This is a genomic window from Hymenobacter ginkgonis (assembly GCF_009755225.1).
GTDB classification, from domain to species: domain Bacteria; phylum Bacteroidota; class Bacteroidia; order Cytophagales; family Hymenobacteraceae; genus Hymenobacter; species Hymenobacter ginkgonis.
In genome coordinates this window covers 63,005-78,898 of record NZ_WQKZ01000004.1, presented here as the reverse complement: position 1 = coordinate 78,898, position 15,894 = coordinate 63,005, and the positions used below count along the sequence as shown (strand labels likewise).

Below are 15,894 nucleotides of genomic sequence, written 5' to 3'. Positions count from 1 at the left end.
CAGGGGCCCATTTCGTGCTTTCTAACCCGGACCAGCCTCGCGGGCGTAGAACAGCTTTGAAAAGCTCGGTTTGAAGCGTACTTTTGCACCCTCAAATCGTATTAACTTAGTAAAACAAAACCAAATGGCGAATTCGGGCAAAATCACCCAGGTTATCGGCCCCGTGGTGGACGTGAGCTTCGCGGGCGAAGGCGACCTCCCCAACATCCTCGACGCGCTGGAAGTAACCAAAGAGAACGGCCAGGTAGTAGTGTTGGAGTGCCAGCAGCACTTGGGCGAAGACCGGGTTCGGACCATCGCCATGGACTCGACCGAGGGCCTGACCCGTGGTGCCGAAGTACGCAGCCTGGGCCGCTCCATCACCATGCCTACCGGCGACGGGGTGAAGGGCCGCTTGTTCAACGTTATTGGCCAAGCCATTGACGGCATTCCGCAGCCGAAGAGCGCGGGCGGCTTGTCTATACACCGCGGTGCGCCGGCCTTTGAGGACTTGGCCACTTCGTCGGAAGTGTTCTTCACCGGCATTAAAGTAATTGACCTGCTCGCTCCATATGTGAAGGGTGGTAAAATTGGCTTGTTCGGCGGGGCAGGGGTAGGCAAAACCGTACTGATTCAAGAGCTTATCAACAACGTAGCGAAGGCTTACTCGGGCCTGTCGGTATTTGCCGGGGTGGGCGAGCGTACCCGCGAGGGCAACGACTTGCTGCGTGAATTCATTGAAGCCAACATCATTCGCTACGGCGAGGCCTTTAAGCACTCGATGGAAGAGGGCGGCTGGGACCTGACCAAAGTGGACATGGTAGAGATGGAAAAATCGCAGGCTACCCTGGTGTTTGGCCAGATGAACGAGCCTCCCGGAGCCCGCGCCCGCGTGGCCCTGTCGGGCTTGACCATTGCCGAGAGCTTCCGCGATGGCGATGGCACCGGTGCTGGCCGCGACATTCTGTTCTTTATCGACAACATCTTTCGCTTCACGCAGGCGGGTTCGGAGGTGTCGGCTCTACTGGGCCGGATGCCGTCGGCCGTAGGATACCAGCCCACACTGGCTACCGAAATGGGTGCCATGCAGGAGCGTATCACCTCGACCAAGCGCGGCTCGATTACTTCGGTGCAAGCCGTGTATGTGCCGGCCGATGACTTGACCGACCCAGCCCCGGCCAACACCTTCGCTCACTTGGACGCTACGACGGTACTGAGCCGCAAAATCGCCGAGCTGGGCATCTATCCTGCCGTTGACCCGCTGGACTCGACCTCGCGCATTCTGGATGCTACCATCCTCGGCGCTGAGCACTACAATACCGCTCAGCGCGTGAAAGAGATTCTGCAGCGCTACAAGGAATTGCAAGACATCATCGCTATCTTGGGTATGGACGAGCTTTCGGAAGAGGATAAGCAGACGGTAAACCGCGCTCGTCGCGTGCAGCGCTTCTTGTCGCAGCCGTTCTTCGTGGCCGAGCAGTTCACTGGCCTCAAAGGGGTGCTAGTTGACATCAAGGACACCATCCGCGGCTTCAACGAAATCATCGACGGCAAGTATGACCACTTGCCCGAGTCGGCGTTCAACCTAGTCGGCAACATCGAAGATGCTGTAGCGAAAGGTGAGCGCCTGATTGCGGAAGCCAAGTAAATAATATTGAGCGTCATACTAAGCTGGCCGAAGTAGCTCGCTCGTACCATTAGGTTGCTACCCCTAGCGGTGCGAGCGAGCTACTTCGGCCAGCTTAGCATGACGTTCTTTTTAGTCTGATAATCCAGCAAAGACATGCATTTAGAAATCATCACGCCCGACCGGAAAGTATTTGCAGGCGAAGTCACGTCGGTGCGGTTTCCGGGTACCGATGGGTCGTTTGAAGTGCTCAACAACCACGCTCCGTTGATTTCGGCTCTGCAAGCCGGCGATGTGGTGCTGAATGGAGGGAGCGCCGGTACGTTCCACGTGAGTGGTGGTATCGTAGAGGTGCTGCGTAACAACGTGATTGTACTGGCAGAATCGGCCTCGGCCTAAATTTAGCCACCTTGATAAAAAGCGTCTGCGCTGGCTTTGGCCGGAGCAGACGCTTTTTTATTGGGACTGAGCTAGCGGCGCCTACCCCCTGCTCGGCTAAGGAGCCAGCCATTTCTGAGGAATTTTCGTTCAGCAGATATTCATTCACTCTGCTGGCCCGCGGGCCTTTCTATGCCGCTCACCGCCGATACCAATATTTATACCCCACGCCAGCGGTATTTGCTGCTGATTGCTACACTAGTAGTACTAGGGCTACTGGCCTTATTTGGCCTACTCCAATACCTAACGGCTTTTTTGGGCGCAGGCATCTTATATGTAGTGCTGCGACCATGGTTTACGGCCTTAGTGCACAACCGAGGATGGAACCGCACCTTCGTGACGGTGCTACTACTGCTGTTTGCCGTAGTGGTGCTCATTATTCCGTTTTTTGCGCTTACCTCCCTGCTTATTGACCGGGTGCGGGTGCTGGCCCAGAACACCGACCAAATTCTGCAAACGGTGCAGCAAGTCGAGCGCAAGCTGGGTATGCAAGTGACCGAGCAAGCGCAGGTGCGCCAGCTCTTGCAGCAGGGTGCCACCAGAGTGAGCCAATGGATACCTACGCTCGCCAGCAGCGTGCTCAACGTTATCGTAATCGTGGGCCTGATGCTCTTTACGATGTACTACCTATTCATGCAGGAAGAGGAGTTTCTGGCGGGGCTGCACCGCTACCTCCCGTTCCGCGATAAAACGATGGATGAGCTGAGCGCTTCGCTCAAAAATAATGTGAATGCCAACGTGCTAGGCCAAGCCTTGGTCGCCTTGGTACAGGGTGTTCTTACGGGGCTAACGCTGTGGATATTTGGCGTTCCTACCCCCTTGTTTTGGACGGTGATTGCCTTTTTTATGGCTTTTATTCCGGTGTTGGGTACGCCGCTGGTCTGGGGTCCGGCCGCCATCTTTCAGTTTGCGCAGGGGCATCCGGGCCAGGGCATCGGCATTTTGATAGTGGGCGTGGTAGTCATCATCAATATTGATAACCTGTTGCGCATTTGGCTGGCCAAAAGCATGGGAGATATTCACCCTTGGGTGACGCTGGTGGGCTTGACGCTGGGCGTGGAAATTTTTGGCATCGTGGGCCTGGTGATGGGGCCGCTGCTGCTGTCGTATTTCATTGTGTTGATGCAGGTTTTTGCCCGCGAAAACCGGGTTCTCCAACACCTGATGCCCGACACGACTACGGGCAAAGCAGAAGAAATACTGGATGAAGATGCTAAAATCAGAGATGAAGCGAGCGAAATTCGCCGCATCCAGTAACTAGGTGCCGTTGGGGCGGCGGTCGGGCGCTACCTTCGCCTTCCTATGGACCTGACCCCGATTCACCCCAAAGTCACCCCGATTTATCAAACTTCGGTCTTCAAATTCAACTCGCTTGCTGAGTTAGAAGAGTATTACACTACCCCCGGCCGGGGCGGGCGCTACGGCTACTCACGTTCCGAGCACCCTAACTCCGATGAGTTGGTGGCCGAAGTAGCGAAGCTTGAGGGAGCGGCGGGTGGCGGCGTGGCCACCGGGGCTGGCTTGGCTGGCCTGCTGGCCGCGGTGCTAGCTACGTGCCAAGCCGGCGACCACGTGCTGTGCCCCGCCGAACTGTACGGCGGTTCGGTGGTGCTGCTCTCGCTAGAACTGTCGCGCCTGGGCATCGAGACTACGTATGTGCCGCTGGCTGACCTCTACGATATTGCTAAGTGGCGCAAGCCCACCACCAAGCTGGTGCTAGCCGAAGTACTTAGCAACCCGTTGCTTACTGTGCTCGATGGCCCACGCCTGGCTCGCGCCTGCAAAGAGCAGGGAGTTTTATTGCTGATTGACAGCTCATTTACTTCGCCTATCCTTACTCAGCCGCTAAGCTGGGGCGCCGATATGGTTTGGCATTCGGCCACTAAATACTTGGCTGGCCACTCGGACGTAACAGCGGGGGTAGTAGTTGCCCGCGACCCGGCCATTGGCAAACGCCTACGCCAAGTGGCCACCAACCTCGGCCTAATGCTAGCGCCTATGGAAAGCTGGCTGGCTGTACGCGGCCTCAAAACGCTGCGCCTGCGTATGCGGCAGCACTCCGAGAATGCGCTGGCGGTGGCGCATTTTCTAGCTAACCATCCGGCAGTTGAGCAGGTTTTTTACCCTGGGTTAGCTACGCACCCCGGCCACGCGCTGGCCGAGCACGAACTGCTAGGCGGCCTGTACGGTGGGATGCTGTCGGTGCGGCTAGCCGACGACTCAGCCGCAGCCGTGGACCGGTTTATTCAGAAGTCTAAGCTCTTCCCCCTGGCCCCGTCGTTGGCGGGGGTAGCCTCGTCGTGCTCGTACCCCACGGCCACCTCACACCGCGGCCTCACCGATGAGCAGCGCCGCTCGCTGGGCATTACGCCGGGCGTGCTGCGCCTGAGTGTAGGTATTGAAGAACCTGCCGATTTGCTGTCCGATTTGCAGCACGCATTGGGGTAAGGCTGGCAGTAGGTAAGTAGTTGAGGATAGCTAGGTTTTAGCATACTTACCGCTTACCTTTCGCCCGTCGTATGAAGAACCCGCCCATCTACGTCGAAGCCCGGATGCGCTGCCCGCTAGAGGCGCTGTGGCAGCACACCCAGCAGCCCGAATTGCACCAGCAATGGGACCTGCGCTTTACCGAAATTGAGTATTTGCCCCGGCTTACCGAGGCCGAGCCGCAGCAGTTTTTGTATGCCACGCGCATCGGCTTTGGGCTAGGTGTAGCCGGACGGGGCGAAAGCCTGGGCACCAAGGAAACAAATGGGGAGCGCACTTCGGTGCTCAAGTTTTGGTCAGATGAGTGGGTCTCGCTCATTCGCGAAGGCGCGGGCTTTTGGAAATACGTGCCCACCGAAGAGGGCATTCGGTTTTTCACGAAGTACGACTACCAAACGCGTTTTGGAAGGGTAGGGCAGTGGCTCGACCGGCTGGCCTTCCGGCCGCTCATCGGCTGGGCCACGGCCTGGAGCTTTGATTGCCTACGCCTATGGCTCGAAACCGGGCAGCGCCCCGCCGTATCGCGGCGCCTGGCCTTGGCCGATTGGCTCACGCGCGCCACGCTAGGCGCGGTATGGGTATACCAAGGGGTAGTGCCCAAGCTGCTGTTTCCGGATACGGGCGAGTTGGCCATTTTGCAGGGCGCGGGCTTTTCGGCGAGCGCAGCCCACTGGGTAGCGGCGGGGGTAGGGGTAGGCGAAATCCTGTTTGGCCTGCTTTTCTTTTTGCTGCCGGCCCGGCGCCTGCGGCTCGTATACTGGCTGAATATGCTGGGGCTGTTGGGGCTGGGTGCGGGGGCATTGTTTAGCCAACCGGCAGTATTTGTAGCGCCTTTCAACCCGCTTACGCTCAATGCAGCCCTGATGGCCTTGGCCGCGGTAGGGCTGCTGCTGCCACCCGAAATGCTTCCTATTGCCGCCCGCTGCCTGCGCGAGCCCCCGGCCATACGCCGTTCGGCAGTGGCGCGCGCGTCGGCGCCGCAACTCGTTTAGTGCTTGTTCTCACGCCCTACCCCCTCCTTCTTTGCCCATGCCTTCCATCTACCAGCAGCAGCTAGGTGCCGATTTTTATAAGCTTCACCCGCGTATTCAGGAGCGGCTGGCTTTTAGTAGCGCCGACAACCGGGCCTTTGTGGGCGAGGGCACTATGGACCGCGTGTGGCATGGGCCATTCTATACGCAGCCGTTTTTACGCGTGGGCTTGCTGCGCAATATTATGTTTCCGGATGCGGGCCTGAACGTGCCGTTTCGCATTGAAAACTACGCTTACCGTGACCCGTTGGGCCGCGAAACGGTGACTTGGATTCGGCGTTTTACCTTCCCGGAACACGTGCGCTGCTTCGACGCAACCATGATTCGCAGCGCAACCCGCGACCGAATTGTGGACTACTTGGGTACGCACCAGCACCTAGCCGTTGATATTGACCTGGCCGTGACGGAGCGCGGCGGCCTGCGGCTGCGTTCGGGCGAGCAGCGCTTCTACGAGGGACGGGTAAAGTTTCGATTTCCGATGCTGTTTTCGGGTTTGGCGGAGGTTGAAGAATGGTATGATGATGCGGCTGCTTGTTATCGCATTCAAGTAGAAGTGCGCAACAAATTATTCGGGAAATTATTTGGCTACCACGGCTCCTTTCAGCCGGCTTGGCGCGAGCTAGCGGCAGCCGATATACCTGCTTACGCGCTGCCCGTGCGCCACGAAAGCCGCGAGTAAAAGCCTGGTGCATATAGAGGCCACTAGTAAAGCTATTTTTTGAAAGCGTTTAGTAATCATGGATTTACAATTGACCCCCGCCCAGCGTCGCATCGAACTAGCTCGCCCGTGGGTGTTGCTGGGCGGCTACATTGGCCTAGCGCTGGCCGGTTGGTGGTGGCTGGCTGTGCCGCTGGCGGTGGTTATGTGCCTAGCTGCCTTCGTGCAGATGCACGACGCGATGCACAACGCCCTGGGCCTGAGCAAAGCCGCCAATAAGCGCGTGCTCACGCTCAGTGGTTTGCTCATTCTCAAGAGCGGCCACGGCCTGCAAGTGACGCACTTGCGCCACCACGGCCGTTGCCTTACCGAGGCCGACCCCGAGGGTGCGCCCGCCACCTGGAGCTTCTCGCGGGTGCTGTGGCAAGGGCCCTGGCACACACTGATGCTGCGACGCGAATCGTTGCGCATCGCCCCCAATACCAAGCAGATACAGCTTATCGAGACTGGCCTTACGTTGGCGCTGCTGCTGGGCTTTGTAGGGCTATATTGGCTGACTGGCTCGTTGGTAGGAGTAGTATATTGGGGGGTGGCCTTTTTTATGAGCGCTACGATGCCCATTTGGGCGTCGTACGTGCCACACCACGTATCGTCGCGCAATCCGGCGGCCCGTACCGCTGCCGCGTTGGCGCAGGCCTGGACGCCCATCACGGCTTCGTTTGCTTTTCACCACCTGCACCACCACTATCCCCGCGTGCCCACGGCACTGCTCTACCGCGCGGCGGCCGAGCTACCCCCGCCGCCCGAGGAAGCGCATCATCACCATTGAGAGAAGTCTGCTATGCTTAGGCTTGGCTTATAGCGCTTCACGCAAGGCGCGCGCAATGCGCAGCAAGTCTTCTTCCGTCATGGCAGTGCCGCTGGGCAGGCACAGGCCGCGGGCAAATAAATCTTCGCACACGGCGCCGCCATACATGGGCGCCGTGGCAAACAGCGGTTGCAAATGCAAGGGTTTCCAGAGTGGGCGGCTCTCAATATTGCGCGTTTCGAGGTGTTGGCGCAGGGTTTCGGGGGTAACGGAGGGGGTAGGCCCTGTGGCGAGCAGCACCGTAGTCAGCCAGCGGTTGGAGTAGCTGCCCGTGGGCTCGGCGGCGGGCGCCACCACGAGGCTGGGTAGGCTCGCCAAGTGCTCCTGGTACCAGCCGAATATTTCGCGGCGGCGTTTTACACGGTCGCCCAGCAATTCGAGTTGGCCCCGGCCAATACCGGCGAGCAAGTTGCTAAGGCGGTAATTATAGCCCACTTGCGAGTGCTGGTAATAGGGAGCGGGGTCTTTGGCCTGAGTGGCCAGAAAACGAGCGCGCTCAGCCAGCGCGGCATTGTTGGTAACCAAGGCGCCGCCGCCGCTGGTGGTCAAAATTTTGTTGCCATTGAAGGAGAAAACACCTACCCCCCCAAACGTGCCTAAGGGCTGCCCGCGGTAGCGTGCGCCGAGTGCCTCGGCTGCGTCTTCCAGTACTGGCAAGTCGTAGTGCTCGGCTAGGGCCAGCAGTTCGTCGAGCTTGGCGGGCATGCCGTAAAGGTGCACCAAGAGCAAGGCTTTCGGCTTTTTGCCCAGCCGTAGGCGGTCCTCAATGGCCTCGCGCAGGCGTTCGGGGCACATATTCCAGGTATCGGCTTCGCTATCGACAAATATTGGGGTAGCCCCGCAGTACAGAATAGGGTTGGCCGTGGCCACAAACGTGAACGAGGGACACAGGACTTCGTCGCCTACCCCCACCCCCAGCAGCAACAGCCCCAGGTGAATAGCAGCCGTGCCCGACACCAGCGCCACGGCGTGCCCCGCGCCCGTAGCGGTGCATAGCTCGGCCTCAAACCCCGTAATGTTGGGGCCAGCGGGCGCTATCCAGTTGTCTTCTACCGCTTTGTGCAGGTAGTTGAGCTCGTGGCGGCCCAGGTGCGGGGGAGAAAGGTAAATGCGGTCCAAGGTAGAGGCGATGTTATCCGGCCGCAAGTAGTGAGTAAAAGTCGGTAAATCCGCCCCGTACTAGCTATATTAAGAAGCAACGGCTACTACTTTGGCTGGCACGCCCACGGCCGTGACGCCCGCGGGCAGCTCGCGCACGACTACGGCCCCCGCGCCCACAGTGGCATGGGCACCCACCCGCATGCCCGGCAAAATGGTGGCTCCCGCACCTACAAACACGCCCGTGCCCAGATGAGCGCCGCCGCTCACGTTAGCATGGGGCATGATGGAGCAAAAATCTTCGAGCACCACATCGTGGCCAATGATGCTGCCGGCATTCACAAATACAAAGCGCCCCAGCACGATGTCGCATGTTAACAGACAGTTATACTGAATAAAGCACCCATCGCCCAACGCAATGCGCTGGTAGGGTTTGAGAGGCACCTGCGGATGCACCAGCGCCGGAAATGACAGGTGCGCGCTGGTCAGCCGGCGCACCACAGCGGCGCGGCCCCGGCTGCTGCCCACGGCCACCACTACGGCCACGGGCGCGACTACCGCGTTGAGGTCGGCGGCGGTGCCGAGGTAGGGTAGGCCGGCCACCGTGGGCGTGGCGGGTACCTGGTCATCATAAAAACCCGCTACCTGCCAGCTGGCGCCCGCCTCGTTAAGCTGCGTGAGCAACACCAACGCTTCGCGGCCCATGCCGCCCGCCCCGAAAATGACGATAGGCTGCGGGCTAAGTTGGGGGGTAGGGTCCTCGTCGGGGTTGTAGTCGGAAAAGAAAAGTTGGGTCATGGCAAAAGGCAAGGGGGCGGCGGGCCACCCGCGGGCTTACGCTACGAGCACCGTTTCACCGTGCTGGCTGGTATCGAGGCCGTGTGACTCGTTTTCGGCGTTTACCCGAATCGGCACGATAAAGTTGGTGACCTGGTACAACAGCCAGGAGCCGCCAAAAGTAAACACGCCCACGATGAGCAGCGTGAGCAAGTGGTAGCCCAGCAGCGCCGACCCGCCACCCGTAAAGAGGCCACCTTTTTGGGCAAAGAGCGCCGTAGCGAGCATGCCCACAATGCCGCCCACGCCGTGGCACGGAAACACGTCGAGCGTGTCATCCAGGGTTGTGCGGTTTTTAAGCAACACCGCCCCAAAGCTCACGCCCGACGCGAGAATGCCGATGGCCAGCGCCGGCCCGTAGGCCACGTAGCCCGCCGCTGGCGTAATGGCCACCAGCCCCACCACAGCCCCAATGGCCGTGCCCATAGCCGACGGCCGCTGCCCGCGCGCCGACTCGAGTAACATCCAAGTAAGCATAGCTGCCGCCGATGCTAAGTGCGTAGTAAAGAAGGCCTGCACTGCCTGCGCATTGGCTCCGAAAGCCGAACCGGCATTAAACCCAAACCAGCCGAACCAGAGCAGGCCGGTGCCTAAAATCACGAATGGGATATTAACCGGCACGTGGGCGTGGCCGTCGAGGTGCGAGCGGCGGCGGCCCAGTGCCAACGCGCCTGCCAGTGCCGCAAAGCCTGCCGAAATGTGCACCACCGTGCCCCCCGCAAAGTCCAGCACGCCCCATTTGGCCAAAAAGCCGTCGGGGTGCCAGGCCCAGTGCGCCAATGGGCAGTAAATGAGCAGGCTGAACAAACCTATAAAAATGAGGTAGCCCCAAAACCGAATGCGCTCAGCAAAGCCGCCGCTGATGAGTGCCGGTGTGATAATGGCAAACTTGAGCTGAAACGCGGCAAAAAGTACCAGCGGCAGCCCCATGCCCAGGCGTGGGTGCGGCGCCGTGCCCACATTATTAAACATGAAAAACGTCATCGGATTGCCAATGAGTCCGTAGCCGCCTACATCATCGCCGAAGGCCAGCGAGAACCCAACCACGTACCACAGCACCGAGATAACGCCCAAAGCGATAAAGCTTTGCAGCATCGTGGAAATAATGCTGCTGCGATTGACCATGCCACCGTAAAAGAATGCCAGGCCCGGCGTCATCAGCAGCACCAGGCCCGAGGCCAGTAGCATCCAGGCAATATCGGCTGGGTGCAGCATTTCGGGCGTGGCTTCCGGGTGGTTTTGAGGAACAAACGCCGCTACTCCCGCCAGAATCAGAAGGGCAACTAACGTGATACGTGCTAAAAGCTGAGTGCGTGGCATAATTAATAAAATCAACATAAGGCCTGCGCGAAGATAGGGGGTAGGAGGAAATGATGGCACTTTTGGCGTCCTATACTCCTTGCTTACCACAGCTCTCAGCAGAATTTAGTTGAAATTATAATAGTAGCCTTTGCTTTTCATACACCAGTACTTACACCATATAAAACTCCCAGGCTATCCGGTCAGGGTCTTTGAAAGCGACATAGAGCTTCTGCAAGGTCGCATCTGTTTTAACACCCGTATTCTCGACGCCGGCTGCTTGCAGCGCATCGGCCACGCGATGCAACTCGCTTTCATCGGCGCAAGCCATAGCTAAGTGGTCGAGGCCGATATTAAAAGGTGTGAAAGTCGTATCGAGGGGATGAAGCGGTGCGGCCTGCTTGAAACCCACAAAAACGGACCCTACTAGGCAGCCCATCAGTTCGGGAGTTTCGAGCACCATTGGGAAGCCCAGTAGGTCTTGGTAAAACGCTTTTGTGCGTGCAAAATCGGTAACGCGCAAAGCAACGTGGTGAAGGCCGGGAGTTTTGGGTTGAATCGCCATCGCTATAAAAATTAGGGGTAGGGAGAAGTGGCAAGCGCGGTTTGGTGCCCTGCTAAGTTGTTCGCGCTAACTAAGTTAACCATATTTAGGCCGGCAGCAATTAGCCGTTGCCCTCGTCTACTACCGCAAAAGTGGAGTTATGCCGGGCAGTCCACTCGGCTTGCAGCATAGCTAGCCGCTCCGAGCCATTGGTGAGCCAATCTAGTACCGACACCGAGTTGCCGGACAATGTCGATTCTGGATAAACGTTTGAGCAGGGCAGCCAGGAAGCAGCGGCAAAAGAAATTATGCTGAGCCGCGCGTAGCTGTTACGTCGGCTACCCCCTAAGCGGCTGCTTGGCGGCGACGGCTGCCGCGCAAGCCATACCACATGATATAGACGTAGCACGCGATGGGCAGCAGCAGCGCCAGGCGCAGGCCGCCAATGTCGGCAATAGCCCCAAATAGCATGGGCACTAGCGCGCCGCCCACAATGGCGGTACACAGCAGCCCCGAGCCCTGCTCGGTGTGGCGCCCCAGCCCCGCCAGCGCCAGCGTGAAGATGGTTGGGTACATCACGGAGTTCATTAGGCCCACGGCTAGCAGGCTCCACATGGCTACCGGCCCGGTGGTATTGATGGAGATGAGCACCAGTACTACCGCGCCTATTGCGTTGAATGCAAGTACTTTGGCTGGTGAGAACTTATTAAGCAAGTAGGCTCCTATGAACCGGCCAACCATAGCCGCACCCCAGTAAAAAGCCACTTGGTTGCCTGCCGCAGTAGGGTTGAGCCCCATTACGTTGGGTAGGGCCAGGTAGCTTACAATGTGCGAGCCAATGGCTACCTCAGCCCCTACGTAGGCGAAAATGCCAACTACCCCCAGCAGCAAGTGGCGGTATTGCCAGGCGCTCGTGTGCGTGCTGCCATCCGCTTCTACTTCATCTGCCGCGTAGGTAATCACGGGTAAATTGATGCGGCTGAGAAGCAGGCTTATGAGCAGTAGCGCCGCCCCAATAAGCAGGTAAGGAAGCTGCACGGCGCTGATGTCGATGCCAGCGGCGGTAGTAGCGTTGTCGAGCTTAGGCAAGCGGCTCAGAATAAGCGCGCTACCTAGTAGCGGTGCCAGTGTAGTGCCCAGCGAGTTGAAAGCCTGCGTGAGCGACAAGCGCGACGAGGCCGACTCGGGCGGTCCCAAAATAGCCACGTACGGGTTGGCCGCTACCTGCAAAAGCGTAATGCCCGAAGCCAGCACAAACAGCGCCCCCAAAAACAGTCCGTAGGCGCGTTGCGCCGCGGCTGGGTAAAACAGAAATGCCCCGATGGCCGCTACCACAAAGCCCAGCAGCATCCCACGCTTGTACCCCAAACTCGCCACCAGTTTACCAGCCGGAATGCTCATCAGGAAATATGCCCCAAAAAAGCACAGGTTAATCAGGTTGGCCTGGGCAAATGAAAGTTGGAAAATCGCCTTGAGATAAGGAATTAGAATGTCATTCAGGCACGTGATGAAGCCCCATAAAAAGAAGAGGGTAGTCACGGCGCTCAACGCCGAAGTGTAGCGCTGCGGCGGCCCCGATGGAGCAGCGGCATTGGGCCGGTTGAGGGTAGGGGCAGGAGCTGCCATAGGGAGATGAAGGGAGGATAGGTGACCAACTTGGCCGGGTGGGAAAAAGAAAAGCCGCGGCCCCATACTGGCCCGCGGCTTTTTAGGCTTAGCAAGTTCGCAAGTACCCGTCAGACTTAATAGCTGGAAGTTTGCATTAGGAGGCAGTTCACGTTGCGTTCTAATTTTAGAATATACATTAATTAGCTGAAATATTGTGTATTGACACAGCAGTAGCGTACTGGCCTAGTATCAGTATTTTGATGCTCTTGCCGCAAACTAGGGATAGGTACAAACCTTTAATAAAGGGTAGGATACAGCATACCTGACACGTATACTCCAAGGTCAAAGCAATACCCATTCGGCTTAGCCGGACAGTTGGAAAATAGCCTTTGGTCGGTACATGTTGCCCTTTCAGCGATTGATTTTTAATGGATTATTTGCTAATACATTATCTGTCATGCTTTTATGTAGAACGAAGGAAATTCATGGCTAGGGAGCGTGGCACAGGGCTTGCCTTTGAAAACGCAGACGCGTCGCTCTTTTTCTTCTCTCCTTACTTACTTCTTTGCCATGAAAGCCTCTCTCTTTTCGTTTGTTGCTGCCGCTTCCTTGCTGATGGCTACTGCTGCTTCAGCTGCTCCTTCTCTCGACCATGACCGCGACTTGCGCCGCCTCTCGCCCCGCGAACGCGCTCGCTGCGCAAGCTCAGCGCGAACACGACCGGCAAGCAGCCCGCGAACGTGCTCGCTGGGAAGCCCAGCATCGCCACGACCACGACCGTCACTACCGCGGTCGCTAGCGGCTAGCCTGCTCTACCACAGCCCCGAGCTTCACCCGAAGTTCGGGGCTGTTCGTTAGTAGCTACCCCTCAAAGCAACTAGTAGCTACTAGATAGCAAAACGTATTTTTGGTAAATACTCCTACCCCTGCTATTTAGCTCTGCATCTAGCCTGAAGCAACAGGTTTTAGCTAAGTGCCGGTGCTGTAACGGCTCAGCTAAATAACGTTAGAATGGGTGACTGCTGCGCTAAGCAAACTAAACCTTATTAGCCTGCTGGGGGTAGAGAAGCCATTTACTCATTGCTTTTACCCTGCTCGTCACATGAAGCATAAAACAAAATGGCTGATTTTTGCGCCCGTCGGCCTACTCACGGTCGGCACGGGCGCTTGCTTGATAAACTGGGCCGGCGAACTCAAATCTAAAGGTGTAGCACCCACTAAATGGGTAAGCGCTGGCACGGCTGCCTTAGTTGTTTTCAATGCGGGCCTGAGTATGTTCGGCCAGAGTATAATAGAAAAAGTGCTGCACGAAGTGCGCGAGAAGCCAACAGAGTAGCTTTAGCCGAAGCTTATTCCTGCCTTACCACGTGGAGCGTTGGATTGCCTGCCACGCAAAAAGCCCCGCCAACTACTGGCGGGGTTTTTTGGTAAGGAGCGCGGGACCGAACGGTGGGGCGGCAGAGTTCGGCCCCGCTAAACTCATCTCGCGCTAAAGCGCGTTGACGAGCTTTGTCAGCTTGCTCTTGTTGTTAGCAGCTTTGTTTTTGTGGATGATGTTCTTCTTGGCCAAGCGGTCCAGCATCGACGTTACTTTCTTCAGCAATTCTTGCGCCGCCGATTTGTCGGTGGTGTCGCGCAGCTTCTTGATAGCCGTACGGGTAGACTTATGCTGGTAGCGGTTCAATACGCGTTTCGCTTCGTTGCTACGGATGCGCTTGATAGCCGACTTATGATTTGCCATGACAAAAAAGGGATTCTATAAAATAGTAGCCGGAAGGCTGGCGTTTTCGAGTTTGGGAGGGCAAAGGTAGAAAGAAGAATTGACTTATCCAAACGCCGAATGAAAATGCTGAGTAGCTAGCTGCTAGCTAAAGCATCTAGCCTTCGCCCAGCGTTCACAAAGGCCTAGTAAATTCGCAGGATATGCCTCTGATTTCTTCTTCAACTTATCGCCCGGCGGCTTATTTGGCCAATGGCCACCTGCAAACCATCTTGCCAAGCACGCTGCGGCGGGTGCCTGAGGTGCAGTACCAGCGCGAGCGGCTAGAGCTGCCCGATGGCGATTTTGTGGACCTTGATTGGTCGCGGGCGGGCTCGGCGCCGGCGGTGAGGGTAGGAGTAATTTCGCACGGGTTGGAAGGCGACAGCCAGCGGCCCTACGTGCGGGGCATGGCGCGGGCTCTTAACCGCGCTGGCTTCGATGCGTTGGCTTGGAACTACCGCGGCTGCGGCGGCGAAACCAACCGCCTGTTGCGCGCCTACCACCTCGGCGATACGGCCGATTTAGCGGCAGTTATCCGGCACGCTATTGAGGCAAAAGGCTACAGCAAGGTTTATTTAACTGGTTTTTCGGCCGGCGGCAACGTTACACTCAAGTACCTAGGAGAAGCCGCCGCGCTGGTGCCGCCGCAAGTGCAGCGCGCCGCCGTGTTTTCAGTGCCTACCGACCTCAAGGCCAGCTCGGTGCAGATTAGCCGCTGGCAAAACCAAGTATATCTGCGCCGCTTTTTGGGCTCGCTACGCCAAAAGATGCGCGTAAAAGCCGCGCACCTGCCCGGCCAGCTCGACCTCACGGAATTGGAAAACCTGCGCGACTTTCCGCAGTTTGACGAGCAGTACACGGCCCCGCTGCACGGGTTTGCTTCGGCTGATGCCTACTACGAGCACGCGGCTTCCGGGCAATACTTACGTGGCATTCGCGTACCTACTTTGCTAGTTAATGCCCTGAATGACCCATTCTTAACACCGTCGTGTTTCCCGCGGGCTACGGCCGAGGCCAGCGAGTTTTTTTACCTCGAAACGCCCGCGGCGGGCGGGCACGTAGGCTTTGCCGAAGGCCGCCCCGATGGTAGCTACTATTCGGAGCGGCGGGCCGTAGATTTTTTCACGCGCGTAGTGCCAGGCTAAAAAGAAGGGGGTAGGCCAATGGGCTTAAGCTGCTTGCGGTAGCTTAAGCCCATTGGCCTACCCCCTTCCTATGAGGCGAGCTATTCGGCCGGAGGCGAAGTGGCTTCGATGGCCGAAAAGGTCTCTAAAATCTTGTAGGTATGCGAGGCACCTTGGGGCACTAGGTACGACGAGCCGGGCTCTAGCGTAGTTATTTGGCCTTCGAGGTGCAGCTCGGCACGGCCCTTTAGTACATAGCCTACAGTCTCGTAGGGGCGGTTGCTGAGGGGTTTGGGTTCGCTGGGCTGCTCATTTTCCCAGAGGCGCAGGGCTACGTGGTGGCCGGCGGCCAGTTGCTTTTCGCCCTGGGTGCCTTGCGGCGCCGAGTCGGCATTGATATTGGAAACAGACATAACTAAAAAGCTAAAAATACCGGGCTACGGTAGTGGTTAAGAAAGAACTGGCCAGCCAAAGGAAGAATTGCTCCGGCTGGCTTCGTCTGTGTTAACGAGGGGGGTAGGCTAGCGGTTGTGC

17 protein-coding genes are annotated in these 15,894 nt (G+C 57.8%); 9 read left to right on the top strand and 8 right to left on the bottom strand.

Translation table 11 applies throughout. The annotated features are described in order from the left end of the window. Window positions 1–124 precede the first annotated feature (124 nt). The 7 genes from atpD (at window position 125) to GO988_RS16350 (ending at window position 7,049) form a co-directional block, all read left to right on the top strand. Window positions 125–1,627 (top strand): F0F1 ATP synthase subunit beta, encoded by a 1,503-nt coding sequence (gene atpD, locus GO988_RS16380; protein WP_157567516.1) that lies wholly within the window; start codon window positions 125–127, stop codon window positions 1,625–1,627. A 135-nt stretch (window positions 1,628–1,762) separates the two neighbouring features. Further along, window positions 1,763–2,005, top strand: coding sequence for an ATP synthase F1 subunit epsilon (atpC, locus tag GO988_RS16375; protein ID WP_157567514.1), 243 nt, complete (start codon window positions 1,763–1,765; stop codon window positions 2,003–2,005). Between the two features lie 171 nt (window positions 2,006–2,176). Then, the gene (locus GO988_RS16370; RefSeq protein WP_157567512.1) at window positions 2,177–3,301 is read left to right on the top strand and encodes an AI-2E family transporter; all 1,125 of its coding nucleotides are present in this window, start codon (window positions 2,177–2,179) and stop codon (window positions 3,299–3,301) included. Window positions 3,302–3,346: 45 nt separating this feature from the next. Beyond that, window positions 3,347–4,492, top strand: coding sequence for a trans-sulfuration enzyme family protein (locus GO988_RS16365; RefSeq protein WP_157567509.1), 1,146 nt, complete (start codon window positions 3,347–3,349; stop codon window positions 4,490–4,492). A gap of 71 nt (window positions 4,493–4,563) precedes the next feature. Beyond that, on the top strand, window positions 4,564–5,523 hold the full coding sequence (locus GO988_RS16360) for a DoxX-like family protein (RefSeq protein WP_157567507.1): 960 nt from the start codon (window positions 4,564–4,566) through the stop codon (window positions 5,521–5,523). Window positions 5,524–5,560: 37 nt separating this feature from the next. Next, window positions 5,561–6,241, top strand: coding sequence for a DUF4166 domain-containing protein (locus GO988_RS16355; protein ID WP_157567505.1), 681 nt, complete (start codon window positions 5,561–5,563; stop codon window positions 6,239–6,241). Between the two features lie 58 nt (window positions 6,242–6,299). Next, window positions 6,300–7,049, top strand: a complete 750-nt coding sequence (locus tag GO988_RS16350; protein ID WP_157567503.1) for a fatty acid desaturase — start codon at window positions 6,300–6,302, stop codon at window positions 7,047–7,049. 27 nt (window positions 7,050–7,076) lie between these two features. Here the strand turns inward: GO988_RS16350 and GO988_RS16345 are convergent, their stop codons facing one another. The 6 genes from GO988_RS16345 to GO988_RS16325 form a co-directional block, all read right to left on the bottom strand. After that, window positions 7,077–8,207 (bottom strand): DegT/DnrJ/EryC1/StrS family aminotransferase, encoded by a 1,131-nt coding sequence (locus GO988_RS16345; RefSeq protein WP_157567501.1) that lies wholly within the window; start codon window positions 8,205–8,207, stop codon window positions 7,077–7,079. Between the two features lie 69 nt (window positions 8,208–8,276). Beyond that, the gene (locus GO988_RS16340; RefSeq protein WP_157567499.1) at window positions 8,277–8,984 is read right to left on the bottom strand and encodes an acetyltransferase; all 708 of its coding nucleotides are present in this window, start codon (window positions 8,982–8,984) and stop codon (window positions 8,277–8,279) included. Between the two features lie 36 nt (window positions 8,985–9,020). Beyond that, on the bottom strand, window positions 9,021–10,343 hold the full coding sequence (locus GO988_RS16335) for an ammonium transporter (RefSeq protein ID WP_198172833.1): 1,323 nt from the start codon (window positions 10,341–10,343) through the stop codon (window positions 9,021–9,023). A 151-nt stretch (window positions 10,344–10,494) separates the two neighbouring features. Next, window positions 10,495–10,887 carry a VOC family protein gene (locus tag GO988_RS16330; protein ID WP_157567497.1) on the bottom strand — a complete coding sequence of 131 codons (393 nt, stop codon included), beginning with the start codon at window positions 10,885–10,887 and terminating at the stop codon, window positions 10,495–10,497. A 100-nt stretch (window positions 10,888–10,987) separates the two neighbouring features. Continuing rightward, complete coding sequence (locus GO988_RS24470; RefSeq protein ID WP_262885701.1) at window positions 10,988–11,116, bottom strand: hypothetical protein; 129 nt, start codon at window positions 11,114–11,116, stop codon at window positions 10,988–10,990. Window positions 11,117–11,211: 95 nt separating this feature from the next. After that, a complete protein-coding gene (locus GO988_RS16325; protein WP_157567495.1) occupies window positions 11,212–12,492 on the bottom strand; it encodes a sugar MFS transporter in 1,281 nt (426 codons plus the stop codon). Between the two features lie 1,084 nt (window positions 12,493–13,576). Here GO988_RS16325 and GO988_RS16320 point away from each other — a divergent pair. After that, a complete protein-coding gene (locus tag GO988_RS16320) occupies window positions 13,577–13,810 on the top strand; it encodes a hypothetical protein (protein WP_157567493.1) in 234 nt (77 codons plus the stop codon). 153 nt (window positions 13,811–13,963) lie between these two features. Here GO988_RS16320 and rpsT read toward each other — a convergent pair whose 3' ends face one another. Next, entirely contained in the window at window positions 13,964–14,215 is a 252-nt protein-coding gene (gene rpsT / locus GO988_RS16315) for a 30S ribosomal protein S20 (RefSeq protein WP_157567491.1), read from the bottom strand. Window positions 14,216–14,397: 182 nt separating this feature from the next. Between rpsT and GO988_RS16310 the strand changes: the two genes are divergently transcribed. Next, on the top strand, window positions 14,398–15,381 hold the full coding sequence (locus tag GO988_RS16310) for a YheT family hydrolase (protein ID WP_157567489.1): 984 nt from the start codon (window positions 14,398–14,400) through the stop codon (window positions 15,379–15,381). 80 nt (window positions 15,382–15,461) lie between these two features. On the opposite strand, the gene GO988_RS16305 is transcribed toward GO988_RS16310, so the two are convergent. Continuing rightward, entirely contained in the window at window positions 15,462–15,773 is a 312-nt protein-coding gene (locus tag GO988_RS16305) for a cupin domain-containing protein (RefSeq protein WP_157567487.1), read from the bottom strand. Window positions 15,774–15,894 lie beyond the last annotated feature (121 nt).

Excerpts from the sequence above, each read along its gene's own strand:
- GO988_RS16340 (WP_157567499.1), bottom strand. The coding sequence starts at position 8,984 with ATGACCCAACTTTTCTTTTCCGACTACAACCCCGACGAGGACCCTACC.
- GO988_RS16350 (WP_157567503.1), top strand. The coding sequence starts at position 6,300 with ATGGATTTACAATTGACCCCCGCCCAGCGTCGCATCGAACTAGCTCGC.
- GO988_RS16310 (WP_157567489.1), top strand. The coding sequence starts at position 14,398 with ATGCCTCTGATTTCTTCTTCAACTTATCGCCCGGCGGCTTATTTGGCC.
- atpC (WP_157567514.1), top strand. The coding sequence starts at position 1,763 with ATGCATTTAGAAATCATCACGCCCGACCGGAAAGTATTTGCAGGCGAA.
- GO988_RS16365 (WP_157567509.1), top strand. The coding sequence starts at position 3,347 with ATGGACCTGACCCCGATTCACCCCAAAGTCACCCCGATTTATCAAACT.
- GO988_RS16305 (WP_157567487.1), bottom strand. The coding sequence starts at position 15,773 with ATGTCTGTTTCCAATATCAATGCCGACTCGGCGCCGCAAGGCACCCAG.
- GO988_RS16355 (WP_157567505.1), top strand. The coding sequence starts at position 5,561 with ATGCCTTCCATCTACCAGCAGCAGCTAGGTGCCGATTTTTATAAGCTT.
- GO988_RS16335 (WP_198172833.1), bottom strand. The coding sequence starts at position 10,343 with ATGCCACGCACTCAGCTTTTAGCACGTATCACGTTAGTTGCCCTTCTG.
- GO988_RS16370 (WP_157567512.1), top strand. The coding sequence starts at position 2,177 with ATGCCGCTCACCGCCGATACCAATATTTATACCCCACGCCAGCGGTAT.
- GO988_RS16325 (WP_157567495.1), bottom strand. The coding sequence starts at position 12,492 with ATGGCAGCTCCTGCCCCTACCCTCAACCGGCCCAATGCCGCTGCTCCA.
- GO988_RS16320 (WP_157567493.1), top strand. The coding sequence starts at position 13,577 with ATGAAGCATAAAACAAAATGGCTGATTTTTGCGCCCGTCGGCCTACTC.
- rpsT (WP_157567491.1), bottom strand. The coding sequence starts at position 14,215 with ATGGCAAATCATAAGTCGGCTATCAAGCGCATCCGTAGCAACGAAGCG.
- GO988_RS16360 (WP_157567507.1), top strand. The coding sequence starts at position 4,564 with ATGAAGAACCCGCCCATCTACGTCGAAGCCCGGATGCGCTGCCCGCTA.
- GO988_RS16330 (WP_157567497.1), bottom strand. The coding sequence starts at position 10,887 with ATGGCGATTCAACCCAAAACTCCCGGCCTTCACCACGTTGCTTTGCGC.
- atpD (WP_157567516.1), top strand. The coding sequence starts at position 125 with ATGGCGAATTCGGGCAAAATCACCCAGGTTATCGGCCCCGTGGTGGAC.